General features: G+C 67.0%; 22 protein-coding genes. 6 read left to right on the top strand and 16 right to left on the bottom strand.

Annotation, left to right across the window (positions count from 1 at the left end; all coding sequences use genetic code 11):
- Positions 1–87: 87 nt before the first annotated feature.
- From alaS to VYI76_RS07920, 4 genes are read right to left on the bottom strand one after another with little or no spacing between them, the layout of a single operon-like run.
- Positions 88–2,751: an alanine--tRNA ligase gene (alaS, locus tag VYI76_RS07935; RefSeq protein WP_326524225.1), complete on the bottom strand. Its 2,664-nt coding sequence runs from the start codon at positions 2,749–2,751 to the stop codon at positions 88–90.
- A 54-nt stretch (positions 2,752–2,805) separates the two neighbouring features.
- Positions 2,806–3,933 (bottom strand): aspartyl protease family protein, encoded by a 1,128-nt coding sequence (locus tag VYI76_RS07930; RefSeq protein ID WP_326524224.1) that lies wholly within the window; start codon positions 3,931–3,933, stop codon positions 2,806–2,808.
- 2 nt (positions 3,934–3,935) lie between these two features.
- The gene (locus tag VYI76_RS07925) at positions 3,936–4,334 is read right to left on the bottom strand and encodes a GFA family protein (protein WP_326524223.1); all 399 of its coding nucleotides are present in this window, start codon (positions 4,332–4,334) and stop codon (positions 3,936–3,938) included.
- A 15-nt stretch (positions 4,335–4,349) separates the two neighbouring features.
- Positions 4,350–4,727 (bottom strand): nuclear transport factor 2 family protein, encoded by a 378-nt coding sequence (locus tag VYI76_RS07920; RefSeq protein WP_326524222.1) that lies wholly within the window; start codon positions 4,725–4,727, stop codon positions 4,350–4,352.
- Positions 4,728–4,783: 56 nt separating this feature from the next.
- Here VYI76_RS07920 and VYI76_RS07915 point away from each other — a divergent pair, with 56 nt between their 5' ends.
- The gene (locus VYI76_RS07915) at positions 4,784–7,102 is read left to right on the top strand and encodes an ATP-dependent helicase (protein ID WP_326524221.1); all 2,319 of its coding nucleotides are present in this window, start codon (positions 4,784–4,786) and stop codon (positions 7,100–7,102) included.
- A 4-nt stretch (positions 7,103–7,106) separates the two neighbouring features.
- Here VYI76_RS07915 and VYI76_RS07910 read toward each other — a convergent pair whose 3' ends face one another.
- Positions 7,107–8,309, bottom strand: coding sequence for a M24 family metallopeptidase (locus tag VYI76_RS07910; protein WP_326524220.1), 1,203 nt, complete (start codon positions 8,307–8,309; stop codon positions 7,107–7,109).
- A gap of 125 nt (positions 8,310–8,434) precedes the next feature.
- Here VYI76_RS07910 and VYI76_RS07905 point away from each other — a divergent pair, with 125 nt between their 5' ends.
- Positions 8,435–9,769, top strand: coding sequence for a dicarboxylate/amino acid:cation symporter (locus VYI76_RS07905; protein WP_326524219.1), 1,335 nt, complete (start codon positions 8,435–8,437; stop codon positions 9,767–9,769).
- A gap of 13 nt (positions 9,770–9,782) precedes the next feature.
- Here VYI76_RS07905 and VYI76_RS07900 read toward each other — a convergent pair whose 3' ends face one another.
- The 9 genes from VYI76_RS07900 to ffh form a co-directional block, all read right to left on the bottom strand.
- Complete coding sequence (locus tag VYI76_RS07900) at positions 9,783–10,409, bottom strand: glutathione S-transferase family protein (RefSeq protein WP_326524218.1); 627 nt, start codon at positions 10,407–10,409, stop codon at positions 9,783–9,785.
- 83 nt (positions 10,410–10,492) lie between these two features.
- Positions 10,493–11,911 carry a DUF418 domain-containing protein gene (locus tag VYI76_RS07895; protein WP_326524217.1) on the bottom strand — a complete coding sequence of 473 codons (1,419 nt, stop codon included), beginning with the start codon at positions 11,909–11,911 and terminating at the stop codon, positions 10,493–10,495.
- Between the two features lie 117 nt (positions 11,912–12,028).
- Positions 12,029–12,415 carry a 50S ribosomal protein L19 gene (rplS, locus tag VYI76_RS07890; RefSeq protein WP_326524216.1) on the bottom strand — a complete coding sequence of 129 codons (387 nt, stop codon included), beginning with the start codon at positions 12,413–12,415 and terminating at the stop codon, positions 12,029–12,031.
- A complete protein-coding gene (trmD, locus tag VYI76_RS07885; RefSeq protein ID WP_326524215.1) occupies positions 12,412–13,149 on the bottom strand; it encodes a tRNA (guanosine(37)-N1)-methyltransferase TrmD in 738 nt (245 codons plus the stop codon). Before trmD ends, rplS begins: the two co-directional genes overlap by 4 nt.
- Before the next feature lie 4 nt (positions 13,150–13,153).
- The gene (locus VYI76_RS07880) at positions 13,154–14,659 is read right to left on the bottom strand and encodes a serine hydrolase domain-containing protein (RefSeq protein ID WP_326524214.1); all 1,506 of its coding nucleotides are present in this window, start codon (positions 14,657–14,659) and stop codon (positions 13,154–13,156) included.
- A 178-nt stretch (positions 14,660–14,837) separates the two neighbouring features.
- Positions 14,838–15,266: a hypothetical protein gene (locus tag VYI76_RS07875; RefSeq protein WP_326524213.1), complete on the bottom strand. Its 429-nt coding sequence runs from the start codon at positions 15,264–15,266 to the stop codon at positions 14,838–14,840.
- A complete protein-coding gene (rimM, locus tag VYI76_RS07870) occupies positions 15,263–15,736 on the bottom strand; it encodes a ribosome maturation factor RimM (protein ID WP_326524212.1) in 474 nt (157 codons plus the stop codon). The genes VYI76_RS07875 and rimM overlap by 4 nt, the downstream gene beginning before the upstream one ends.
- Positions 15,736–16,278 (bottom strand): 30S ribosomal protein S16, encoded by a 543-nt coding sequence (gene rpsP / locus VYI76_RS07865; RefSeq protein WP_326524211.1) that lies wholly within the window; start codon positions 16,276–16,278, stop codon positions 15,736–15,738. Before rpsP ends, rimM begins: the two co-directional genes overlap by 1 nt.
- 111 nt (positions 16,279–16,389) lie before the next feature.
- On the bottom strand, positions 16,390–17,877 hold the full coding sequence (gene ffh / locus VYI76_RS07860; protein WP_326524210.1) for a signal recognition particle protein: 1,488 nt from the start codon (positions 17,875–17,877) through the stop codon (positions 16,390–16,392).
- 243 nt (positions 17,878–18,120) lie between these two features.
- Here ffh and VYI76_RS07855 point away from each other — a divergent pair, with 243 nt between their 5' ends.
- Positions 18,121–19,746, top strand: coding sequence for a putative bifunctional diguanylate cyclase/phosphodiesterase (locus tag VYI76_RS07855; RefSeq protein WP_326524209.1), 1,626 nt, complete (start codon positions 18,121–18,123; stop codon positions 19,744–19,746).
- Here the strand turns inward: VYI76_RS07855 and VYI76_RS07850 are convergent.
- Positions 19,721–20,296, bottom strand: coding sequence for a DUF924 family protein (locus VYI76_RS07850; protein ID WP_326524208.1), 576 nt, complete (start codon positions 20,294–20,296; stop codon positions 19,721–19,723). The two genes, VYI76_RS07855 and VYI76_RS07850, sit on opposite strands and share 26 nt — an antisense overlap.
- Between VYI76_RS07850 and mtaB the strand changes: the two genes are divergently transcribed.
- The 3 genes from mtaB to VYI76_RS07835 all read left to right on the top strand — a co-directional run bounded on the left by mtaB (position 20,295) and on the right by VYI76_RS07835 (position 23,270).
- Entirely contained in the window at positions 20,295–21,566 is a 1,272-nt protein-coding gene (mtaB, locus tag VYI76_RS07845) for a tRNA (N(6)-L-threonylcarbamoyladenosine(37)-C(2))-methylthiotransferase MtaB (protein ID WP_326524207.1), read from the top strand. The two genes, VYI76_RS07850 and mtaB, sit on opposite strands and share 2 nt — an antisense overlap.
- Positions 21,563–22,495, top strand: a complete 933-nt coding sequence (ftsY, locus tag VYI76_RS07840; RefSeq protein ID WP_326524206.1) for a signal recognition particle-docking protein FtsY — start codon at positions 21,563–21,565, stop codon at positions 22,493–22,495. The genes mtaB and ftsY overlap by 4 nt, the downstream gene beginning before the upstream one ends.
- A gap of 151 nt (positions 22,496–22,646) precedes the next feature.
- A complete protein-coding gene (locus VYI76_RS07835; RefSeq protein ID WP_326524205.1) occupies positions 22,647–23,270 on the top strand; it encodes an inner membrane-spanning protein YciB in 624 nt (207 codons plus the stop codon).
- A gap of 87 nt (positions 23,271–23,357) precedes the next feature.
- Here the strand turns inward: VYI76_RS07835 and VYI76_RS07830 are convergent, their stop codons facing one another.
- Positions 23,358–23,969: a superoxide dismutase gene (locus VYI76_RS07830; protein WP_326524204.1), complete on the bottom strand. Its 612-nt coding sequence runs from the start codon at positions 23,967–23,969 to the stop codon at positions 23,358–23,360.

Below are 23,969 nucleotides of genomic sequence, written 5' to 3'. Positions count from 1 at the left end.
CGTCGGGTACGCGCCAGCCAATCTAGGGTTCCCGCCCCGGCTGGTCCAGAGGCTGATCGGCCTGCCCTTCCCCAGGACGCCCGTTCTTCAGGCCGCGGCTGCCAGCGCCGCACGCACCGCCGTCAGCGCGTCGGCGGCCTTCGCGCCATCGGGGCCGCCGCCCTGCGCCATGTCGGGCCGTCCGCCGCCGCCCTGCCCGCCGACCGCGGCGACCGCGAGCTTGACCAGATCGACCGCGCTCACTCGGTCCTTCAGGTCGTCGGTCACGCCGATCGCCACCGTCGCGCGGCCGTCGTTGATCGCCACCAGCGCGGCGACGCCGGAGCCGATCCGCGCCTTCGCCTCGTCCACCGCGCCGCGCAGTCCCTTGGCCTCGAACCCGTCGAGCAACTGGCCGACGAAAGCGACGCCGCCGATCGTCTCCGGTCCCGCCGCCTCGCCCTGAGTGCCACCGACACCTGTCATATTTCCAAGGGCCAGCGCCTTCTTCGCCTCGGCGAGCTCGCGCTCAAGTCGGCGCTTCTCCTCCAGCAGCGAGACGACGCGCCCCGGCACCTCGTCGGGTGTGGTCTTGAGCGCGGCGGCGGCATCGCGCAATTTCTCGTCGCGCGCGGCCATGTATCGGCGTGCGGCCTCGCCGGTCAGCGCCTCGATACGCCGCACGCCGGAGCTCACCGCGCCCTCGCCGACGATCTTGAGCAGCCCGATCTCGCCCAGCGCGTTCACATGGGTGCCACCGCACAGTTCGACCGACCAACTCTTGCCGTCGTCCTCGGTGCCCATCGACACGACACGCACCTCGTCGCCGTACTTCTCGCCGAACAACGCCATCGCGCCCATCGCGATCGCGTCGTCGGGGGTCATCAAACGGGTTACGACACTGGTGTTGGCGCGCACCTGCGCGTTCACCACCGCCTCGACATCGGCGAGTTCGGCCGACGACATCGCGCTGTTGTGCGACACGTCGAAACGCAACCGCTCGGGCGCGACCAGCGAGCCCTTCTGCGCCACGTGCGTGCCCAGCCGCTGGCGCAAAGCCTCGTGCAGCAAGTGCGTCGCCGAATGGTTGGCGCGAATCTGCGCGCGGCGCTCGCGGTCGATCGCGAGGCGGATCGTGTCGCCGACGTTCAGCGTCCCGCTGTCGATCGTCGCGACATGGCCGTGCAGCTTGCCCAGATGCTTATGCGTGTCGGTAACGGTCGCTACCACCGTGTCGCCCGCGATCGAACCTGCATCGCCGACCTGCCCACCGCTTTCGGCATAGAAGGGCGTCTGGTTGACGATGATCTCCACCGTGTCGCCGGCATTGGCCGCATCCACTCGCGCGCCGTCGCGGACGATCGCCAGCACCTGGCCCTCGCCGGTATCGCCGGCATAGCCGGTGAACTCGGTCGCGCCGTCCTCGGCGATGTCGAACCACACATCGTCCGACGCCTTTGCCCCCGATCCCTTCCACGCCGCGCGCGCGGCCGCCTTCTGCTCCGCCATCGCCGCATCGAAGCCGGCGCGGTCGACCGCGATCCCCTGCGGCCGCAACGCGTCCTCGGTCAGGTCGTAGGGGAAGCCGAAGGTGTCGTAGAGCTTGAACGCAGTCGCGCCGGGCAGGGTGCTCCCCTCCCCCATTTCGCCGGTCGCCTCGTCGAGCAGGCGCAGGCCGTTCGCCAGCGTGCGGCGGAACCGCGTCTCCTCCTGCAACAGCGTCGCCTCGATCAGCGGCTGCGCGCGGACCAGCTCGGGGAAGGCGCCCCCCATCTCCGCCACCAGCGCCGGCACCAGCCGGTGCATCAACGGCTCCTTCGCGCCCAGCAGGTGCGCATGGCGCATCGCGCGGCGCATGATCCGGCGCAGCACATAACCGCGCCCTTCATTCGCGGGCAGCACGCCGTCCGCGACCAGGAAGCCCGCCGAGCGCAGGTGATCGGCGATCACGCGGTGGCTCGCCTGGTTGGCGCCGGTCGTCGCGGTGTGGGTCAGCGCCCCGCTCTCCGCGATCAGCGCCTTGAACAGGTCGATGTCGTAATTGTCGTGGACACCCTGCAGCACCGCCGCGACCCGCTCCAGCCCCATGCCGGTGTCGATCGACTGTTTGGGCAGGTCACCGATGATCTGGTCGGCCTCCTGCATGTACTGCATGAACACCAGGTTCCAGATTTCGACGAAGCGATCGCCGTCCTCTTCCGGTGATCCCGGAGGACCGCCCCGGATGTGATCGCCGTGATCGTAGAAGATCTCGCTGCACGGCCCGCACGGCCCGTCGCTGCCCATCGCCCAGAAATTGTCCTTGGTCGGGATGCGGATGATCCGTTCCTCGGGCAGGCCGGCGATCTTCCTCCACAGGTCGAACGCTTGGTCGTCGGTGTGATAGACCGTCGCCGTCAGCCTGTCCGCCGGCAGGCCCCATTCCTTCGTCAGCAGCGTCCAGGCGTGGAGGATCGCCTGTTCCTTGAAATAGTCGCCGAAGCTGAAATTCCCCAGCATTTCGAAGAAGGTGTGGTGCCGCGCCGTATAGCCGACATTGTCCAGGTCGTTGTGCTTGCCGCCCGCACGGACGCACTTCTGCGACGAGGTCGCGGTCGAGTAACCCCGCGTCTCCAGCCCGGTGAACACGTTCTTGAACGGCACCATCCCCGCGTTGACGAACATCAGCGTCGGGTCGTTCTGGGGAACGAGCGGGGCCGACGGCACGATCTGGTGCCCGGCCTTGCCGAAATAGTCGAGGAACGAGCGGCGGATGTCGTTGGTCGAGGTCATGCGCCGCGACTTAGGCGAGGGCGTGCCCGCGCTCAAGCGCTCTCCCGGAGCGTCCTACAGATAGTCGGCCAGCTTCAGCACGACGCGGCGGGTGCCGACGTCGAACGCCACCTCGCTGCCGGCCGGGCCGCCGAGCTTCCTGGTGAGGTCGTCCCACCCCGCCCCGGTCACCCGATCACCGATCTTGAGGCCCGCCGCAGCGGCCGGGCTGCCGGTGCCGACGTCGGCGATGGTGATCGCATCGCCCTTGCGATCGAGCCATAGGCCCGACATCGGATAGCGATCGGGCCGCGCGGCGCGTCCGTTCGGCGCGATCCACAATGTCCGCGACTTGACCTGCGTCGTCAGGTGCAGGCGTTCGAGCACGCGCAATCCCAGGAAACCATCGCCGTCATGGCTGGGCGTGCCGGGCGCGGACAGGCCGACCAGCGGGCGGTGTAGCGTCATCGGGCCGAGTTTCAGCGTATCCACCCGCACGATCCGGCGCGGCACGGCGCCCCGCCCGATCCCGCGTGCCTCGCTGGGCACATAGGGACGGTCGGCGCTCCACAGCCCGCTTCGGGCCGAGGCCCGCCCCTCCAGCATGATGTGGCCGGGCGCCCCGGTATCGACCAGGAACTCGCCGCTGAAACCGCCGATCGTCGCGTCCGCCAGAATGCGGTCGCCGCGCACGGGATCGCCCGAGAAGCGCGACTTGAGCTGCCTCAGCCCGGCGAAATCGGGTCGCCCGTCCGGATAGGCGCGCCATTCGCCCTTCGCGAAATCGAGGTCGCTGTCATAGGTGGTGAACAGCCCCGCAGAAAGCGCGCCTACCGCATCGGTGCCCAGCCGCGCCTGCGTGCCGGCGAACAGCATCGCCGGGATGCGCAGCCCGCTGGCGAAGGTCAATTCTCCGCCATCATAATAGGGGAACTCGCTGACTCCGCCGACGCCGCGCAGGTTGGATCTCGCGATCTCCTTCAATTGCAGCTGCCGCGCCAGATCGTTGTTGATGAGGCTGACGTTGGCGCCGGTATCGATCACGAAAAGACGGGGTTCCCCCTTGCCGATCCGCGCTGCGATCCAGGCCCGGTCGCCGTCGAGCGTGATCGAATTGACGAGCACCCTGCCCTGCGCGCCCGCGTCCCTCGGCAAAAGCGCGACCGCGCCAGCGGCCCCAATCAGCGCGCGTCGGTCGATCATCTTCACATCCCCGGATAACGGTCGAACTTCGGCAGGTCCGCGACCGTCGCCAGCCACTTGGGCGCGTCGGCCATCTGGATGCACGCCGATGGCGCCAGCGCGTCGGGATCGTCGAAGGTCGCCGCCTGAATATCGACCATGCCGGGGAACAGGCTCTCCGAATAGAAGAACAGACCCGTCCCGCACGTCCCGCAGAACTGCCGGTCGACGTCGCCGGACGAGTTGTAACGGGTCGGCGATCCCTTGATCGTTACCTTGGCCTGCGGGAACAGCGCCCAGCCGACCGCCGGCGCACCGGCCGAACGGCGGCAGTCGGTGCAGTGGCACAGCGCATTGTGCTGCGGCTGCCCTTCGGCCTCGTATCGTACCGCGCCGCAATGGCATCCACCCGTGATCGTCATCTCGCCCTCTCCCGTTCAACCCTGAAGCTGCGCCGCCATCGCCGGGATCAGCGCGGTCAGCCCTTTCAGCGGGCGCGCCATCACCTTGAACTCGACGATCCGCCCGTCCTCGCCCCAGCGGATGATATCGACGCCGTTCACCGCCATTCCGTCGACCATCGTCTCAAACTCGAGGATCGCCGATCGCTCGCCGCGCCATTCGCCGGTGTAGCGGAAATCCGGTCCCGCCAGCACCGCCATCGCGGCGGACAGATATTTGATCGTGATCGCCTTGCCAGTCTGCGGCGTGTGCACAGCCGGCGACAGCATCACGCACTCCTCCGCGATCAGGTCGTCGAGCAGCGCGGGGTCGCGCGCCTGCGCGGCCAGGTGCCAGCGTGCGATCGTGTCCATCCGCTCCTCCGTCGCGCGGCTTGCCTCGCCGCCCAGCGTTCCCTACCTGTTCGCCGATGACCGCGCCAGCCCAAACCGACGATCCGCCCTATCTTCGCGGCCTCAACGCGCCGCAGCGGGAGGCGGTGCTGACGACCGAAGGCCCGGTGCTGGTGCTGGCTGGAGCGGGCACCGGCAAGACTGCGGCGCTCACCGCGCGGCTCGCGCATCTGCTCCACACGCGCAAGGCGTACCCGTCCGAGATCCTGTCGGTCACCTTCACCAACAAGGCCGCGCGCGAGATGCGCGAGCGCGTCGCTCGCCTCGTTGGCGACATGGTGGAGGGGATGCCCTGGCTCGGCACCTTCCATGCAATCGGCGCGAAGATGCTGCGTCGCCATGCCGAGCTGGTCGGGCTGAAATCGAACTTCACCATCCTCGACACCGACGACCAGCTGCGCCTGCTGAAAACCCTGATCGCCGACGCCGGGATCGACGAGAAGCGCTTCCCCGCGCGAAGCCTGGGCGGCTTCATCGATTCGTGGAAGAACAAGGGGCTGATCCCAGCGCGGCTCGATGCCGGCGAAAGCGAGCTCTACGCCAATGGCAAGGGACAACAGCTGTATCAGGCCTATCAGGATCGGCTGAAGCAGCTCAACGCCTGCGATTTCGGCGACCTGCTGCTCCACACGCTGGTGATCCTGAAGACGCACCGCGACGTGCTGGAACACTATCAGAACCGCTTTCGCTACATCATGGTCGATGAGTATCAGGACACCAACAGCGTCCAGTATCTGTGGCTGCGGTTGCTGGCGCAGGAACGCCGCAACATCGCCTGTGTCGGCGACGACGACCAGTCGATCTATTCGTGGCGTGGCGCACAGGTGGAAAACATCCTGAAGTTCGAGCGCGACTTTCCCGGCGCGAAAGTGATTCGCCTCGAACAGAATTACCGCTCCACCCCGCACATCCTCGGCGCCGCGTCGGGCGTGATCGCCAACAACGGCGGCCGCCTGGGCAAGACCTTGTGGACCGAACTCGACGGTGGCGAGAAGGTGAAGGTGATCGGCGTCTGGGACGGACCGGAGGAGGCGCGCCGCGTCGGGCAAGAGATCGAGTCCTGCCAGATCGCAGGGAAAAGCCTCGACGACATCGCCATCCTCGTCCGCGCCCAGCACCAGACTCGTGAGTTCGAGGACCGCTTCATCGCGATCGGGCTCAACTACCGCATCGTCGGCGGCTTCCGCTTCTATGAACGCGCCGAAATCCGCGACGCGCTCGCCTATCTGCGCGTCGTCGCCCAGCCGGCCGACGACCTCGCGTTCGAACGCATCGTCAACGTGCCCAAGCGTGGCCTGGGCGACAAGGCGGTGGCGAAGCTCCATCAGCTTTCGCGCGCACTCGGCGTGCCGCTATCCGAAGCCGCCGCCCGCATCCTCGACACCGATGAGCTGACCGGCGCGGCCCGCAAGTCGCTCGGCCGCCTCGTCGCCGATTTCGCCAGCTGGCGCATCAAGGCAGAGGACCTGCCTCACGCCGAACTCGCCCGGCAATTGCTCGACGACAGCGGCTATACCGCGATGCTCCAGGCTGATCGCTCGGCCGAGGCCGCCGGGCGTCTCGAAAATCTCACCGAACTCGTCCGCGCGATGGAGGAATATGACAGCCTCGGCGCGTTCCTCGAACATGTCAGCCTCGTGATGGAGAACGAAGGCGGCGCGCGCGGGCCGCAGGTGACGATCATGACGATCCATGCCGCCAAGGGCCTGGAATTCGATACCGTGTTCCTCGCCGGGTGGGAGGAAGGGCTGTTCCCCTCGCAGCGGTCGCTCGACGAGGGAGGTCTCGCGAGCCTGGAGGAGGAGCGCCGCCTCGCCTATGTCGCGATCACCCGTGCCCGCCGCCGCGCGGTGATCCTCCACGCCGCCAACCGCCGCATCTATGGCCAGTGGAATTCGAGCATCCCGTCGCGCTTCGTCGGGGAGTTGCCGAAGGCGCATATCGAGGAGGAGACGACGATGTCCGGCGGCGCCTCGCTATGGCAGGCCAATTGGAGCGAGCGGGCCGATCCCTTCGCCAACGTCGCGCGCGGCACCGGGCGCGGCCCCGGCTGGCAACGCGCCGCGGGCGTCAACGCCGCAGTCGACGTCAAGAACCCCGGCGGCGGCTACACCAGCCGCACCTTCAGCCGCGAACCCGCCCGCGTGAAGGAAGCCACCCGCAGCGCCGTCAGCATGGGCAACAAGGGCCGCGATGACCTGTCGCTGGGCCAGCGCGTGTTCCACCAGAAGTTCGGCTACGGCGAAATCGTCGAGATCGAGGGCAACAAGCTGGAGATCGAATTCGAGACGGCGGGCCGCAAGCGCGTGATGGATTCGTTCGTGGCGGCGGGGTGAACGCCTACACCGGCCGGTCGATGGAATCCGGCGGCGTGCTGAACCATTTCGGCCCGCTCGCCGTCATGTGGAAGCAATCCTCCAGCCGCACGCCGAATTTACCGGGCAGGTAGAGACCGGGCTCGTTTGAAAAGCACATGCCGGGTGCGAGGCGGGTGCTCTCGCCGTGCACGAGGTTGACCGGTTCGTGCCCGTCCATGCCGATGCCGTGACCGGTGCGGTGCGACAGGCCTGGCAGGCGATAGCGCGGGCCATAGCCCTTCGCCTCGTAGCTCGCACGGACCGCGTCATCGACGCTGCCCGCCGGCGCGCCAAGCCGGGCGGCGGCGAAGGCGGTCGCCTGTCCGGCGCGGACGTCGTCCCATACCCGGCGCACCTCGGCCAAGGGCGTACCGACCACGAAGGTGCGCGACACATCGGCCTGATACCCCTGCACCGTGCAGCCGCAGTCCATCAGCACGACAGATCCGGCCTTCACCACCTGCGGCTTGCGGGTGCCATGGGGCAGCGCCGACGCCTCGTCGACCAGCGCCATCGAGAATTCCGGGCTCCCGCCCAGCGCCCGCGTCACCGCGCTCATCATCGCGCCGATCTCGGCGCCGGTCATGCCCACCTCGACGCGCGGCACGGTGAAGCGATAGGCGGCGATCGTCACGTCTGTCGCCGCCTGCATCAGCGCGATCTCGGTCGACGTTTTCACCATCCGGCATCCGCGCACCACAGGGTTGGCCGACACCAGCTTCACGGCCGGCATGACGCGCCGCAGCCCGTCGACCGCGAAGAAGCGCACCGTTTCCTCGATACCGATCGGGCGCGTCGCCAACCGGCGCTCCTTCAGGAAGCCCGCGACCAGCTTCAGCGGGTCCTCATCCTCCTGCCAAACCCGCACATCGGCTTCGATGCCCAGTGATTCGCGGACGGAGGGTTCCTCGAAGAACGGGGTGACGACCAGCGCCGGTCCCTCGATCGGCAGCACCGCGGCGGTCAGCCGTTCGCTGCGGCTCCAGCGTACCCCGGTGAAGTAGATCAGGCTCGATCCCGGCTCGATCAGCACCGCGCCGATGCCGTTCGCGCGCATCAGCGCCTGCGCACGGGCCACCCTTGCGGCGCGTTCGGCGGCGGCGATCGGCGCGACGCCGACGGTGATGTTGCGCAGCGACGAAAGGTCCGTCTCAGCCGCGCGAAGCAACCCCGGCCGCAGCAGCATAGGCCCTGCGGTTATGGCTCCCAACATCATGCGACGGTTGACGATCATGCCCGAAACGATACGGCGCTTGACCACGCGCCCGCAATCCCCTTCCCTTGCGCGCTGACCTTTCCGATGGAGCCCGCATGGCCAAGCGTCTGACTTACTGGATCATCGCCGCGCTGGTGCTCGGTATCATCACCGGCCTGGCGCTGAACGCGATCTATGACGATGGCGGTGGCGCGGGAACCGAGACCCTGAAGACGGTGTCCTATTATCTGTCGGTCGTGACGACGGTGTTCCTGCGGCTCATCAAGATGATTATCGCGCCGCTGGTGTTTTCCACACTGGTGGTCGGCATCGCGCACATGGGCGACACCGCCGCACTGGGGCGCGTGGGGCTGCGATCGATCCTGTGGTTCATCGGCGCCAGCCTGATCTCGCTCACGCTCGGCCTGATCCTGGTCAACATCTTCCAGCCGGGCGTCGGGCTCAACATCCCGATCCCGCCGGCCGACGCGGCCAGCGGGGTCGATCGCGCTGCGTTCGATTTCAAGACCTTCGTCAGCCACATCTTCCCCGCCTCCGGCGTCGAGGCGATGGCGAAAAACGAGATCCTGCAGATCGTCGTGTTCTCGATCTTCATCGGCGTGGCGATCACCGCGGTGGGCGAGAAGGCCGCGCCGCTGGTGCGCGGTATCGAAGCGCTGGTGCAGGTGATGCTGACCGTCACCAACTACGTCATGCGCTTCGCCCCGTTCGCGGTGTTCGCGGCTGTTGCGGCGACCCTGGCGGAGCGCGGACCCCAGATCCTGGGAAGCCTCGGCTATTTCATGCTGACCTTCTACATCGGTCTCGGCATCCTGTGGGCGGTGCTGATCGGCATCGCCTTCCTGATCGTCGGCAGCCGCACGGGCCTGCTGGTCCGCTACATCCGCGATCCGCTGCTGCTCGCATTCACCACCGCGTCGTCGGAAGCCGCCTATCCGCGCACGCTGGAGGCACTCGACAAGTTCGGCGTGCCGCCGCGCATCGCCAGCTTCGTCCTGCCGCTCGGCTATTCGTTCAACCTCGACGGGTCGATGATGTACATGACCTTCGCGACGATGTTCATCGCGCAGGCTTACGGCATCGACATGACGGTCGGCCACATGATCACCATGCTGCTGATCCTGATGATCACGTCGAAGGGGATCGCCGGCGTACCGCGTGCCAGCCTGGTGGTGATCGCCGGCACCCTCGCCTTCTTCGACATTCCGGAGGCGGGGCTGCTGCTGATCCTGGCGATCGACCATTTCCTCGACATGGGCCGCTCGGCGACCAACGTCGTCGGCAACGCGGTGGCGGCGACGGTCATTGCCAAGTGGGAGGGCGGCCGGCTCGACCCTGTCGAATCGCCGGAGATCAATGTGCCGAAAGCCCCGTCCGGCGACGGCCCCGCCGACCCGGTCGACAGCTTCCAGAAGATCGGCGAGTCCTGACGCCGGCCGCGCGTCAGGCGTAGGCGTAGGGGCCGCCGACCTCCAGCGCCTTGCGATACGCCGGGCGCGCGTGGACCTTGTCGAGCCAGGCGATCGTCGCCGGACGGCTGGGACCCAGCCCCGCGCGGCTGCGGGCAGCCTCCAGCGGGAAGCTCATCATCACGTCGGCGGCGGTCATCTCGTCCCCGGCGAACCACGGCCGGCCCGCCAGTTCGCGCTCGATCCAGTCGAGGTGAACATCGACCATCGGCTTGATGCGCTTGGCGGCGCGCTTGCCCAGGAAGGGAATCCGCCCGAGCACGAGCAGCACGAGCAAGGGCGGCATCAGCGACCCTTCCGCATAATGGAGGAAGTGCCGGTAGCGCAGCATGATGTCGCGATGCGCCGAAGGACCCAGGCGCCCATCGGCCTTCTCGACCAGATATTCGACGATTGCCCCCGTCTCGGCGATCACCCGCCCCTCGTCCTCGATCACCGGCGACTTGCCGAGCGGATGGACGGCGCGCAGTTCCCGTGGCGCGAGCATCGTCGCCGGGTTCCGCTCGTACCGCTTCACCTCATAGGGAAGGCCAAGTTCCTCGAGCAGCCATAGAACCCGCTGAGACCGTGAATTCTCCAGATGATGGACGATAATCGTCATGTGCACGCTCTCCTGGCCTTATCTGGTCCATCCCCGTGACCGCGCACCCCGCAGCGTGTGAAACGGACGGGCTTGCTCCGGCATCATGCCGGCATCGGCGTCGCGCCTCCAGCGGATGGCCGCCCGGCCTTGCTGAACGCCAGCCGCCGCCCCGCGATGATCGAGCGCCATGCCCATTCGACCGGGGCGATACGATAGCGTCCGACGTACCAGTTGGCACCCCACAGCAACAGCGCGTTGATCGCTGCCGCGGTCAGCATCCACGCCATCCACCCCTGTTTGCCGTAAAGGCCGAAACCGAACGGGGGATAGATAATCCACAGGCAGATGATCGTCTGGAGGATGTACAGCGTCAACGCGGTACGCCCGGCGGCTTCGAAAGGCTTCAGCAGGCGCAGACCCGCGGTGGTCCGCAGCAGCAGATGGACGACGGCGATATGGCCGAGCGTCACCGCAAGCCTTGCGAATTCCATCGTCGCCCAGGTGATCGACGGGCCGTCATGGCCGGCGATCTCCTCCAGCGCACCGACCGACCGTGTGCCGAGCCCGAAGGCGTAGCAGCCGAGCATCAGCCACAGGTAGAACCGCGTCGATCGCGCGCCCTGGATCACACCCCATTTGAACAGTGCGGCACCAACCAGCATCGTCGCCGCTGCTTCCCAGATCCACAATGGTTCCAGGAACAGGCTCTCGAGCCACAGAAACATTTCCCACTGCATCGCCGCCCAGCTCGAGAAGCCGGCGGTGGCGCCGCGCGCCTTGTCCTCCGCAGTCATGCGAGCGGCGTAATCGGCATCGTCCCCGGCCTGCGCCGCGTTGCTCTCGGCAAACTCGGCGAGCGTCTTGCGATCAGCCGCCGTGACGGTACCGCCGGCCTGCTGCTTCGCCTCGATCGCGGCAACCTGGGCGTGCGTCTGGGTCGCGGTGACATAGCCGATCCCGCCACCGACTAACTGGAGAATGGCCGCCGTCAGGCCCAGTCCCAGCAACAGCTTCGGTCCGCATCGACGAAACAGGAACGCGATCATTGCCGCGATGCCATAGGTGTGCAGGATGTCGCCCGGCCACAGCAGGATGAAGACGTGGACAATACCGAACAGGAACAGCACGAAATTGCGCCAGTAGTAGCTTTTCATCACCGTCCACGGCCCGAACAGCCAGCGGACCACGCGCCTTGCCCGCGTCGCCTCGCCTAAAGCCTCGACGCCTTTGGCGGCGCGGTCGGTGAGGATGACCATTCCGACGCCGAACAGCATTTCCAGCATGCAGCGCGCCGTGCCGTCAGCCAGCGTGTTGCGCAGGAAGAACGCGACCTCGTCCGCGCGGCTGTGGCCGTAGCGCCAGATATCCTCCCACCCTATCAGGATGGCGCCGCCCATCGCGTTGATGTTCATGAACAGGATGCCCAGGATCGCGATCCCGCGCAGGATATCGAGGCTGGCGACGCGCGGCGCGCCATCGGGTTCGGTCGCGGTCGTCATGACGGTGGCGGCGTCGGACATCGGCGGGTTCCCCCCGGAGTATGCGCCGACGCTAACACGGCCTTGGCGTCGCGCAACGAAAAAGGCCGCCCCTGACGGGACGGCCTCTCGATCGTTTCGAAACGGTGGTCCGAAGGCTTATTCGGCCGCGGTCTTCGTCTCGCGGGTGTCGCGGCGCTCGGCGATACGTGCCGACTTGCCGGTACGACCGCGCAGATAATAGAGCTTGGCGCGACGCACCGCGCCCTTGCGGACGACGGTGATCGAATCGATGTTCGGCGAATAGAGCGGGAAGACGCGCTCGACGCCCTCGCCGAACGAAATCTTGCGGACGGTGAAGTTCGAGCCCATGCCCTTGCTGGCGCGGGCGATGCAGACGCCTTCATAGGCCTGGACGCGGGTGCGCTCGCCCTCGACCACCTTCACGCCGACGCGGACGGTGTCGCCCGGACGGAATTCGGGGATCTTCTTGGCTTCGTTGAACTTGGCGATCTGCTCGGCTTCGAGCGTCTGGATGATGTTCACGTCTTGTCGTCCTCTGACGGTTGCCGCGCGCCAGAGGGAGGTCGGGCCCGAGCGCCGATATGGCGCTCCCAAAGGTCCGGCCTCCTTAGCCGTGTATCGGTCTCGGCCCGCGTCTTGCGCCAGGCCGCCACCGCCGCATGATTCCCCGATCGCAGCACTTCGGGAATCGTGCGCCCCTCCCATTCCACCGGTCGGGTATAATGCGGATATTCGAGGAGGCCGCTTTCGAAGCTCTCGTCATCCCCACTTGAAGCGGCGCCCATTACGCCGGGAAGCAGCCGAATGCAAGCGTCGAGCAGGACGAACGCGCCCATCTCTCCACCCGACAGGATATAGTCGCCGATCGAGACCGGTTCGACGTTGCGCCCCTCGAATATCCGCTCGTCGAAGCCCTCGAACCTGCCGCACATTATCGCGACGCCGGGGCCGGCGGCGAGTTCGCGAACGCGCGCCTGCGCCAACGGGCGGCCGCGCGGGCTCATTGCCAGCACCGGCACGTCATCCGACACGCTGTCGATCGCCGCCGCGAGCACATCCGCGCGCAGCACCATCCCCGCCCCGCCGCCCGCCGGCGTATCATCGACCGTGCGATGCCGGTCGACCGCGAAATCGCGGATCTGCGTTGTCGCGAGCGACCATTTCCCCTCACGCAGAGCTCGCCCGGCCAGCGACACGCCGAGCGGACCGGGAAACATTTCGGGATAGAGCGTCAGGATGGTCGCTGCGAAGGTCATGCGGTCAATCCGGCGACCCGAAGTTCAGCACCTGCAGGCTCAGCGTCGGCGTCGGCGCGCGCTGGACGCGGCCAAGGATGCGGCCCTTCTCGCACGTCCATTCGAAGGTGCCTTCCATCGCAGAGATCGGGCGGATCGCTTCGGACATGGCGCAGGCGCCTACCTTGGCCGTCAGGTCGGTCAGTTCGGCCTTTCGTCGCGCAAGATCGCGGTCCAGCGCGACGTTGACCGCGAGCGGGGCCTTCGCCGGATCGCCTGTCGTCCACGCCGCTTTCGCCGCATCATAAGCGGCCGCAAGGCCTGTAGAGACCGGCAGCGACCGCCTGGACGCAAGGCCCGCCTCCTTGAGGGCAAGCAAGGCCCGTAGAGCAGGTTGCGCCGGCCCCGCATAGGTGCGGCTGGCAAAGGCGAACACCCCCACCCCTGCGTCGGGCAGCAGCATCACGGTCGATCCATAACCGGGATAGCCGCCGCCGTGCGTGACGATCCGGCCCACATCGCAATCATCAAGCACCCGCCAGCCCATGCCATAGCCATTGGCCTGTCGGCAGGGCGCCCCGACCGCGGCGGATCGCATCGTTCCCACCGCGAATCCCGCGCCCTCGACGATCTCGCGCACGGTCGCCCGCTTGACCGGGCCCGTATCCGAGCCGTCGCGTGCCGGCCAGGCGGACAGCAGGAACGACAACCAGCGCGCATAATCGTTCGCCGTCGTCTCCATGCCGCCCATCGCGCCGAACGCGCCGTCGGCCATCTCGGGTTCGCGCACCCAGCCGCCATCCTGCCAGCGATAGCCGAGTGCCCGCTGCGCCTGCGGCGACGCCATCACGTCATAGCCCGTCGCGGTCATCCCCAGCGGCGCGAAGATCTCGTGCGCGATGTAGCGCTGGTATGACACGCCCGAGACGTTCGACACGATCCGCCCCAGCGCGGCATAGCCCAGGTTCGAATATTCCATCGTCACGCCCGGCGCGTTGGCGAACGGCACGCCGTCGCGCAGCATCCGCGTGAAATCGGCCTCGCTGATCGCCTGCTGGCGGTCGCCCCACGGATTGTCCTCGACGAAGCCGGCGTTGTGATGGATCAGGTCACGCACCGTGATCTTCGGGCTGTCGGTGGTCGGATATTTCCAGCCGCGCAGTTCGGGGAGATAGGTTTCCGCTGCCGCATCGAGCGACAGCTTGCCGGCATCACGCAGCTTCAGGATGGCAAGCGCCGTAAAGGCCTTGGACATGGAGGCGATGCGGAACCGGCTGTCGGCGGTCACTTCGCGCTTCCCCACCTGGTCCTGCGTGCCGAAGCCCTTCACATGCTCCAGCCGACCGTCGCGGACGATGCCATAGACTAGGCCCGGTACGTGATTGTCCCGCATCCACGCTTCGAACATGGTGTCGAGCGCGGGCGCCAGCGTCGCCACATCGGCCACCGTGACCGGCGCTGGCGCGGTCTGCGCGTGGAGCGGAAACGGGGCGACCGACGCCGCCAACAGAGCCAAAGCCATCCGCCTCATCACCGCGCCTCCTCTTCATGCTGCACGGGCGATACCGCTGCCCCGCCGCGGCGCCAAGCGGAACCGCCGCGCCGTTCGTGCCCTGAACGTAACGACAGGGACGATCGCGTTATCATCGGCGCGGCCCAGCGTCGCCGCGCGACGACGGTGCGCAACCACCTGACGGAGCGGGCGCAGATCAGGCTGTGAACGGTGTTCGTGGATAAGGCGCCATATCTTCGGGCTGGGTCCAATATCCCTGGTCGATGACCTGGGCGATATGCCCGACTGTCAAACGCGGATAGGCGACCTCGCCCGGACGCGCGAGAATGCTCTCTCCGCTCGGCCGGACAAACACGCGGGCGATCAACCAGAACGGGAGAAGGGCAACCGCGCATCCCCGAAACGAGGCTCTCTGATCGGAAAAGGACAACCAAGGGATGTCGCGAATGACCTCGCCAAACTCGTCGTGCAGCACGCCGACGAAATCATCCACGTCGATGCCGTCGATATAGGCATCCTGCGCCATCGCGGTGTCACGGGTGATTTCCGCGACCGGAAGGCAACCAAACTCGCCCATCGCCTGGGCCACGCGAGCCTCAGTCCCGGAAAGGTCGTCCCGAATCATCCATGCCAGCCGTCGGCCACCGTCAGCGTGCCGTCGCCCCAGCGCGGCACCGCCTGTTCGGTCATCGGGACCATGAACCGGTTGCCGTCGAGCCGTTCGATCTCGATCACGTCGCTGGCGCCGAAATTATCGACCGACACGACGGTTCCGATCGGCGTGCCGTCCTCTGCCTGAGCGGTGAGGCCGAGCAGGTCCGCGTGATAATATTCGCCCTCGCCCAGCGGTGGCAGCGCATCGCGCGACACCGTCAGTTCGGTGCCGCGCAGGGCTTCGGCGGCGGTACGGTCAGCCACCTCCGCAAAGCGCGCGATCGCGCCTTGCGGGGTAATGCGGACCGTCTTCGCGGTGAGCGTGCCGCCATTGAAGCTGCGGTGTGCCGACAGATCGTCGGCGAACAGCTTCAACCGTACCTCGCCCGCCACGCCATGCGCGCCGGTTACGACGGCCAGCGTGACGGGACGATCGGTCATCAGGCCTTGGCTTCTTCCTCGGCGCCCTCGGCCGGGGCGATCGCCGACTCGCCCTCGCTGGTGGCGTCAACGGTCGTTTCCTCGACCGCCTCGGCAGCGACTTCAACGGCTTCGGCCTGGTTCTCGGCGACCTCTTCGGCGGCGACTTCAGGCTCCGGCGCCGGCGCCGGAGCGGCAGCGGCCTCGGCAGCGGCTTCCTCGGCGGCCTTCACCTTCTCGGCGCGCTCCTCGGCGCGTTCGGTGGCCTTTTCGCCGGGCTTGCCCTTGTTGGGGTTGCTGCGCGCCGCGCGCTCACGCACGCCGGCGGCGTCGAGGAAGCGGGCGACGCGATCGGTCGGCTGCGCGCCGACGCTCAGCCAATGCTTCGCGCGGTCGCCGTCGAGCACGACGCGCTTGTCGTCATCCTTGGCGAGCAGCGGGTTGTAGGTGCCGATCTTCTCGATGAACTTGCCGTCCCGCGACGACCGCGCGTCGGCGACGACGATGCGGTAATAGGGACGCTTCTTGCTGCCGCCGCGCGACAGGCGAATGCTGACTGCCATGATATTCTTCCTTCTCTGATCGTCACCCCGGCGAACACCGGGGTATCTTGCCAATAATTCCGCCCTTGCCGCCTGATGCCCCCGCGTTCACGGGAGCGACGGACAGGGGCATCACTTCTTCTTGATAAGGTTCTCGAAGCCGGGCGGCAGTTTCATGCCATCGGGTCCGCCGAGGCCCGGCAGACCGGCGGGCCCGTCGAGCTTGCCCATCATGTCGCCCATCTGCTGGCCGCCCAGGGCGTTGCCCAGGCCGCCCATGCCGCCCTTGCCCAGCATCGCCATCATGCCCTTGAGGCCGCCCATCTTCTTGATCCGCTTCATGGCGGTGGACATTTCGAGGTGCATCTTGAGCAGCTTGTTGACGTCCTGCACGGTCACGCCGCTGCCTTTCGCCACACGAATCTTGCGCTTGGCATTGATGAGTTCGGGCTTGGCCCGCTCCTTCGCCGTCATCGAGGTGATCATCGCGTCCATGCGCAGCAGGATCTTTTCGTCGACCGCGCCGGATGCCATCGCCGCCTGCGCCTTCTTCATGCCGGGGATCATGCCCGCCAGCGCGCCGATCCCGCCCATCCGGCGCATCTGGGCGAGTTGCGCGCGCAGATCGTTCATGTCGAACTGGCCCTTGGCGAGCTTCGCCGCCATCCGCTCGGCGTCTTCGGCCTCGATCGACTGCGCGGCCTTTTCGACCAGCGACACGACGTCGCCCATGCCCAGGATACGGCCGGCGACGCGGCCGGGATGGAACGGCTCGATCGCGTCGAGTTTCTCGCCCATGCCGGCGAACTTGATCGGCTTGCCGGTGACGGCGCGCATCGACAGCGCGGCACCACCGCGCGCATCGCCGTCCATGCGGGTCAGGATGACGCCGGTCAGCGGGACCTGTTCGGAAAAGCTGGTCGCGACATTGACCGCGTCCTGACCGGTCAACGAGTCGACGACGAGCAGGATTTCATTGGGGGTCGCGATGTCGGCAACCGCCTTCATCTCGTCCATCAGCGCCTGATCGACGTGCAGGCGGCCCGCGGTGTCCAGCATCAGCACGTCGAAGCCCTGCAGCTTCGCCGACTGGAGCGCGCGCCGAGCGATATCCACCGGTTGCTGACCCGTGACGATCGGCAGCGTCGCGACATCGGTCTGGGTGCCAAGTACCGCCAGCTGTTCCTGCGCGGCGGGGCGATTGACGTCGAGCGACGCCATCATCACCTTCTTGCGTTCGCGGCCCTTGAGCAGCTTGGCGAGCTTCGCCGTCGTCGTCGTCTTGCCCGAGCCCTGGAGGCCGACCAGCATGATGACCGCCGGCGCCGTCACGTCGATATCGAGACCGACATTGTCGGAGCCCAGCATCTCGACCAGCGCGTCATTGACGATCTTGACGACCTGCTGCCCCGGAGTGACCGAGCGCAGCACATTCTGGCCGACGGCCTTCTCGGTCACCTGCTCGACGAACTGGCGCGCAACGGGCAGCGCCACGTCGGCTTCGAGCAGTGCGACCCGCACCTCGCGCATCGCGGCGCGCACATCTGCTTCGGTGAGCGCGCCACGACCGCGCAGGCGGTCGAACACGCCTCCCAGACGGTCGCTCAGGCTCTCAAACACATGGCTTCTCCAACTCGCCCCGGGCACGTAACGCGAAAAACGCCGGCGGACGAAACCTCGTCGGCCGGCGTCGCTTCTCCGTCGATGCGGACGAAGCGGCAGATGCGTCACATACCCGAACGGGCACGATCGATGGGGTCCCTAATCGGGAAGGCCCGAAAAGGCAAGCCATCCACGCTTTAACGCGATCTACACCGGATCCACGCCAGTGTCTCCAGTCGGCGAGATCGGGTGGAACGGCGGATGATAAGCTCATTTGAGGAAAGACCGCGGCGGCGGTCGAGTAGCGACCTGGTGACCGGCGCGATCAGCATCTCCGCGATCCTTCTGTTCGTCGGCATCGGCAGCTCCGTGCTGGCGACGACGCTCAAGGCCTGGCTGCAGGGCGGCGATCCGGTCGACCAGCCGTTGATCGTCGCCCTTCTGCTCAACGTCGCGCTGATCCTGTTCGGCTGGCGACGGCACGAGGCGCTGGCGCGCGAAGTCGGTGAGCGCACGGCGGCCGAGGAACGGGCCCAGTTGCTCGCGGCACGCGATCCGCTGACCGGTTTCCTCAACCGCCGCAGCCTGGCCGAAGAAGGCGCTGCGATGGTCGCCCGTGCCGGCCAGCGCGGCAAGGCGATGGCGCTGCTGCTGCTCGATCTCGATCATTTCAAGACGGTCAACGACATGCACGGCCACGCCGTCGGCGACGCTCTGCTGCGCGTGGTGGCAACGGAGATCCAGGCGGCGATGCCGCCGGTGTCGGTCACCGCGCGGCTGGGCGGCGACGAGTTCGCCTGCGGTTTCCTGTTCGACGCACATAACACCGAGACGGTCGAGCGTATTGCCGACCGGCTGGTCAGCCGCATGGCGCAGCCGTTCGATGCCGACGGCATCCGCTGCCACATCTCGGCCTCGATCGGAATCGCGCGGTCGGACATTGACTGCCCTGGCATCGACACCCTCATGCGTTCGGCCGACATCGCGATGTATGCCGCCAAGAAATCGGGCAAGAACCGTCATGCCTGGTTCGACCAGTCGATGGAGCGCGAACTCCAGTCGCGTAACGAGATGGAAAGCGGCCTGCGTGCCGCCATCCCGCGGCAGGAGATCGTGCCCTATTTCGAACAGCAGGTCGAACTCGGCACCCGACGGCTGACGGGTTTCGAGGTGCTGGCCCGCTGGGAGCATCCCACGCGCGGCCTCGTCGGCCCCGATGCGTTCATCCCGATTGCCGAGGAAACCGGCATGATCGCGGACCTGTCGCTGTCGATCATGCGCCAGGCGTTCACCGCCGCGCGCGACTGGGATCCCGCCCTCGTCATCTCGATCAACATCTCGCCGTGGCAGCTGCGTGATGCCTGGCTGGCGCAGAAGATCATCAAGGTACTGACCGAAACCGGCTTCCCCGCCCAGCGCTGCGAGGTGGAGATCACCGAGACCGCGCTGTTCGACAACCTGGCGCTCGCGCAGTCGATCGTCGGCAGCCTGAAGAACCAGGGTGTGCGGCTGGCGCTCGACGATTTCGGTACCGGCTATTCGTCGCTCGCCCACCTGCGCGCGCTGCCGTTCGACCGGATCAAGATCGACAAGAGCTTCGTCACCTCGCTTACCGAAAGCGCCGATTCGGCCGCGATCGTCGGCGCGATCGCCAAGCTGGGCGAGAGCCTGAACCTGCCGGTTACCGCCGAAGGCGTCGAGGATGCCGATATCGAGGCGCGGCTGACGCGAATCGGAATCTCCAAGGGACAGGGTTGGCACTACGGCAAGCCGCTGTCCGTAGCGGGGGTCCGGCGGATGCTGGCCGAACGCCAGTTGCTGGTCGGCGCTCCGCCCGTCGATCAACCGGCCGAAGCGATCGTCACCAGCCTGCGCCGGGCTGGCTGAGATACTCGATTTCCTCCGGGGTGGAGGCGCGGCCCAGCGCCGTGTTGCGCCCCGGAAACCGCCCGAAACGTTCGAACACGTCGCGGTGATCGCGCGCAAATCTCGCGTTCACCTCCAGCCCCAGCGCCTCGAACTTGGCGACGCTCAGCGCCTGGGCGTCGGCGTGTTCGGCGTGCATCAGCGGCATTAACAGGAACACCGCGCGTTCCTGCGGCAGTTCGCCGTCCCATTGCCGGTCGATTGCGTCATGGGTCAGCGACAACGCCAGCGGATCGGCCTCGAACGCTCGGGCCTGACCGCGAAAGATGTTGCGGCTGAACTGGTCGAGCAGGATGATCGCGGCCAGGATCGTCTCCGGCTCGCCGCGCCACCCGAGCGCGTCGGCGTCTAACACGTCCTGCCGCATCGCGCCGAACCGTTCGGCGATCTCGCGATCCATCGCGTCATCCTTGGCGAACTGCTGTTCGGTGGTCAGCCCGAACCAGAAGTCGAGCACCTGCCGTGCTGCGTCATGGACTTCACCCGTTCCCGGACCTAGATGCTCGGTCATGCTCGCTCCCTTGGCGCCAGAGGTTATAACCCTCGGCTGCAGGCTCAACATCGCCGAAAGCGAAAATATCCGCAGCCTTCTCGGCGACCGTGATGTCGTCGTGGTGAACAGTTGCGCCGTGACGAACGAGGCCGTCAAGGCCACCCGCGCAGCGATCCGCCGCGCGCGCAAAAGGAGGCCCGGCGCCGAACTGGTCGTCACCGGCTGCGCGGCGACGATCGATGCCGCCGCGTTCGAAGGCATGGCCGAGGTGGACCGCGTCGTCGCCAATCCGTCCAAGTTGGTGCCGGACAGCTGGGGCGCCACCACACTCCCCTCCCCCGTCCGGTTCGACGGCCATGCCCGCGCGCTCGTCGAGGTGCAGAACGGCTGCGACCACCGCTGCACCTTCTGTGCGATCCCGTTCGGGCGCGGAAACAGCCGGTCGGTTCCGGCCGGCGCGGTGGTGGAGCGGATCGCAGGGCTGGTCGATGCCGGCCACAGGGAAGTGGTGCTGACCGGCGTCGATCTGACCAGCTACGGCCACGACCTGCCCGGCGCACCGACCCTGGGCCATCTTGTCGAGCGCATCCTGAAGCTGGTTCCCACCCTGCCCCGCCTGCGCCTGTCCTCGCTCGACGGGATCGAGATCGACGACCGGCTGTTCGACCTGCTGACCGGCGAGGCGCGGGTGATGCCGCACGTCCATCTCTCGCTCCAGGCCGGCGACGACCTGATCCTCAAGCGCATGAAGCGCCGGCACAGCCGCGCGCAATCGGTCGCGCTGGTCAATCGGCTGAAGGCGAAGCGGCCCGGCATCGCGATTGGCGCGGATATCATCGCCGGTTTCCCGACCGAGGATGAGGCGATGTTCGCCAACAGCTTCGCACTGATCGCCGATTGCGACATCGTCCACGCGCACATATTCCCCTATTCGCCCCGCAGCGGCACGCCCGCGTCGCGGATGCCGCAGGTTCCGCCGCCGGTGGTGAAGGACCGCGCAGCACGGTTGCGGGGGGCGGCGGAAGAGCACCGCGCGCGGTGGCTGGCGACGCTGGTCGGCACCGAACAGCGCGTGCTGGTCGAAGCGCCGGGCGACCGGGGACATGCGGAGAATTTCGCCGAAGTCGGACTGCCACCCGCACCGTTCGCCCTGAGCTCTTCGAAGGGCTGCGCTTCTTCCCCGCAGGACAAGGCCAAGGCTTCGATAAGCCCAGCCCGAGCGGGGGATGTGGTGTTGGCTACGATCGGCCATACCACCGGCCAGAAACTTATCGGACAGATTTCATGAGCACCACTCCAACCTGGCACCAGCGCCTGCTCGGCGGCTTCAAGCGGACGTCGGACCGGCTGACCGGCAACCTCGCCGGCCTGGGTGCGGCGCGGCTCGACGATGCGACGCTCGACGAGATCGAGGAAGCACTGATCGCGTCGGATCTTGGCCCCCAGACCGCCGGCCGCGTGCGCCAGCGCCTGTCGGAAGGCCAGTATGAGCGCAACATGGAAGAACTCGGCATCCGTGTGGTGGTGGCCGAGGAGATCGCCCGTGCGCTGGCGCCAGTCGCCAAGCCGCTGGAAGTGGACGCCTTCCCGCGCCCGCAGGTCATCCTCGTCATCGGCGTCAACGGCAGCGGCAAGACAACGACGATCGCCAAGCTCGCCAACCTGTTCCTTGAACAGGATTACGGCGTGATGCTGGCCGCCGGCGACACCTTCCGCGCCGCAGCGATCGGCCAGTTGCGCACCTGGGCCGAGCGGATCGGCGTTCCGATCGTGAGCGGCGCGGAAGGCGGCGACGCGGCCGGCATCGTGTACGAGGCGGTGAAACAGGCGACCGCGACCGGCATCGACGTTCTGATCGTCGACACCGCCGGCCGCCTCCAGAACAAGCGCGAGCTGATGGACGAGCTGGCCAAGATCCGCCGCGTCCTCGGGCGCCTGAACCCGGCGGCGCCGCACGATGTGGTGCTCGTGCTCGACGCGACGACGGGACAGAACGCACTCAGCCAGATCGAGGTGTTCAAGGAGGTGGCGGGCGTCACCGGCCTGGTGATGACCAAGCTCGACGGCACGGCGCGCGGCGGTGTGCTGGTCGCGGCGGCCGAGAGATACGGCCTGCCGATCCACGCGATCGGCGTCGGCGAGAAGATCGACGACCTGCGCCCGTTCGATGCCAACGAAGTCGGGCGGATGATCGCGGGGGTGGACGAGTTGCTGTGAATACCAGCGTTCGCCCCGAGCTGGTCGGGCACCCATCGAAGTCGCACTTCGACGGGACCCTGGCCGAAGGGCCGTTTTGCGATACACACGCTGACCGCTTGCCGCACGAAGGACGGTGCTTCGACAAGCTCATCACGAACGGGATTTGTTAGTGCCTGAAAAGCCCCCCTCCACCGGCCTTCGTCTCGCGATCGATGCGGGGCCGCTTGTCGTCTTCTTCGCGGTCAATCAGCTCGCCTCCGGTCCGCAGATCGCGAAGGCGCTGACCGCGACGGTCGCGTTCATGGTGGCGATCGCCGTGGCGATGATCGTGTCGCGGTGGAAGCTTGGCCGCGTTTCGCCGATGCTGTGGTTGTCGGGCGGGCTGGTGCTGGTGTTCGGGGCGCTGACCCTGTGGTTCCACGACACCACCTTCATCAAGGTCAAGCCGACGATCGTCTACGCGATGCTCGCGGCGGTGCTCGGCTTCGGCCTCGCGACCGGACGCCCCCTCCTCAAGCTGCTGCTGGAAAGCGCCTATCCCGGCCTGAGCGATCTGGGCTGGCGCAGGCTGACGATCAACTGGGCGATCTTCTTCGTGGTAATGGCTGTCGCGAACGAGGTCGCGTGGCGGATGATGTCCCCCGACGACGACCTGACCCGCTGGGCGGCGTTCAAGCTGTGGGCGGTGCTGCCCGCGACCTTCATCTTCGCGCTCGCCAACATCCCGATGCTGCTGAAGCACGGGCTGCTGCTCGAAGACAGGGAAACGCCGCCGATCCCGCCGGAGCAATAGGTGATTTGACGACACTCAAAGCGTAGGAGCGAAGACGAAAAACGGGGCCCGGACACCCGGACCCCGTCTGTCGGCGATCGTTCCGTCTTACTTGCTGGCGGCGCCGAAGCGCTGGCCGGCGACATCCCAGTCGACGACGTTCCACCACGCCTTCAGGTAATCGGGGCGAACGTTGCGATAGGTGATGTAATAGGCGTGCTCCCACACGTCGTTGCCAAGGATCGGCGTGCCCTTCACCTCGGCCACGTCCATCAACGGATTGTCCTGGTTGGGCGTCGAGGTGATCGCCAGTTCGCCGTCCTCGCCGACGATCAGCCACACCCAGCCCGAACCGAACTGGCCGACGCCGGCCGCGTTGAACTTTTCCTTCATCGCATCGACCGAACCCCATTTGGCCTCGATCGCGTCCTTCAGCGCGCCCGACGCCTCCTTCTTGTCGCCGGTCATCGACTGCCAGAAGAAATCATGGTTCCAGTAGCCGCCGCCGTTGTTGCGCAGGCCGGCGGGCTTGCCCTTCATGCTGGCCATGATCTCCTCGATCGACTTGCCGGCCAGGCCGGCGTCGGCATCGACGAACTCGTTCAGCTTGTCGGTATAGGCCTTGTGGTGCTTGGTGTGGTGGAGCGTCATCGTCTCCTTGTCGATCGTCGGCTCCAGCGCGTCATAGGCGTAGGGCAGCGGCGGAAGTTCGAAGGCCAT

Source organism: Sphingomonas sp., assembly GCF_035910975.1.
GTDB lineage: Bacteria > Pseudomonadota > Alphaproteobacteria > Sphingomonadales > Sphingomonadaceae > Sphingomonas.
Note: the sequence above shows the minus strand (reverse complement) of the source record. Positions and strands in the feature narration are given on the sequence as shown.

Bases quoted from the DNA above. Each gene is read 5' to 3' on its own strand.
- alaS (WP_326524225.1), bottom strand. From the start codon at position 2,751: ATGACCTCGACCAACGACATCCGCCGCTCGTTCCTCGACTATTTCGGC.
- VYI76_RS07930 (WP_326524224.1), bottom strand. From the start codon at position 3,933: ATGATCGACCGACGCGCGCTGATTGGGGCCGCTGGCGCGGTCGCGCTT.
- VYI76_RS07925 (WP_326524223.1), bottom strand. From the start codon at position 4,334: ATGACGATCACGGGTGGATGCCATTGCGGCGCGGTACGATACGAGGCC.
- VYI76_RS07920 (WP_326524222.1), bottom strand. From the start codon at position 4,727: ATGGACACGATCGCACGCTGGCACCTGGCCGCGCAGGCGCGCGACCCC.
- VYI76_RS07915 (WP_326524221.1), top strand. From the start codon at position 4,784: ATGACCGCGCCAGCCCAAACCGACGATCCGCCCTATCTTCGCGGCCTC.
- VYI76_RS07910 (WP_326524220.1), bottom strand. From the start codon at position 8,309: ATGCTGCTGCGGCCGGGGTTGCTTCGCGCGGCTGAGACGGACCTTTCG.
- VYI76_RS07905 (WP_326524219.1), top strand. From the start codon at position 8,435: ATGGCCAAGCGTCTGACTTACTGGATCATCGCCGCGCTGGTGCTCGGT.
- VYI76_RS07900 (WP_326524218.1), bottom strand. From the start codon at position 10,409: ATGACGATTATCGTCCATCATCTGGAGAATTCACGGTCTCAGCGGGTT.
- VYI76_RS07895 (WP_326524217.1), bottom strand. From the start codon at position 11,911: ATGTCCGACGCCGCCACCGTCATGACGACCGCGACCGAACCCGATGGC.
- trmD (WP_326524215.1), bottom strand. From the start codon at position 13,149: ATGACCTTCGCAGCGACCATCCTGACGCTCTATCCCGAAATGTTTCCC.
- VYI76_RS07880 (WP_326524214.1), bottom strand. From the start codon at position 14,659: ATGAGGCGGATGGCTTTGGCTCTGTTGGCGGCGTCGGTCGCCCCGTTT.
- VYI76_RS07875 (WP_326524213.1), bottom strand. From the start codon at position 15,266: ATGATTCGGGACGACCTTTCCGGGACTGAGGCTCGCGTGGCCCAGGCG.
- rimM (WP_326524212.1), bottom strand. From the start codon at position 15,736: ATGACCGATCGTCCCGTCACGCTGGCCGTCGTAACCGGCGCGCATGGC.
- rpsP (WP_326524211.1), bottom strand. From the start codon at position 16,278: ATGGCAGTCAGCATTCGCCTGTCGCGCGGCGGCAGCAAGAAGCGTCCC.
- VYI76_RS07855 (WP_326524209.1), top strand. From the start codon at position 18,121: ATGATAAGCTCATTTGAGGAAAGACCGCGGCGGCGGTCGAGTAGCGAC.
- mtaB (WP_326524207.1), top strand. From the start codon at position 20,295: ATGCTCGCTCCCTTGGCGCCAGAGGTTATAACCCTCGGCTGCAGGCTC.
- VYI76_RS07850 (WP_326524208.1), bottom strand. From the start codon at position 20,296: ATGACCGAGCATCTAGGTCCGGGAACGGGTGAAGTCCATGACGCAGCA.
- ftsY (WP_326524206.1), top strand. From the start codon at position 21,563: ATGAGCACCACTCCAACCTGGCACCAGCGCCTGCTCGGCGGCTTCAAG.
- VYI76_RS07830 (WP_326524204.1), bottom strand. From the start codon at position 23,969: ATGGCCTTCGAACTTCCGCCGCTGCCCTACGCCTATGACGCGCTGGAG.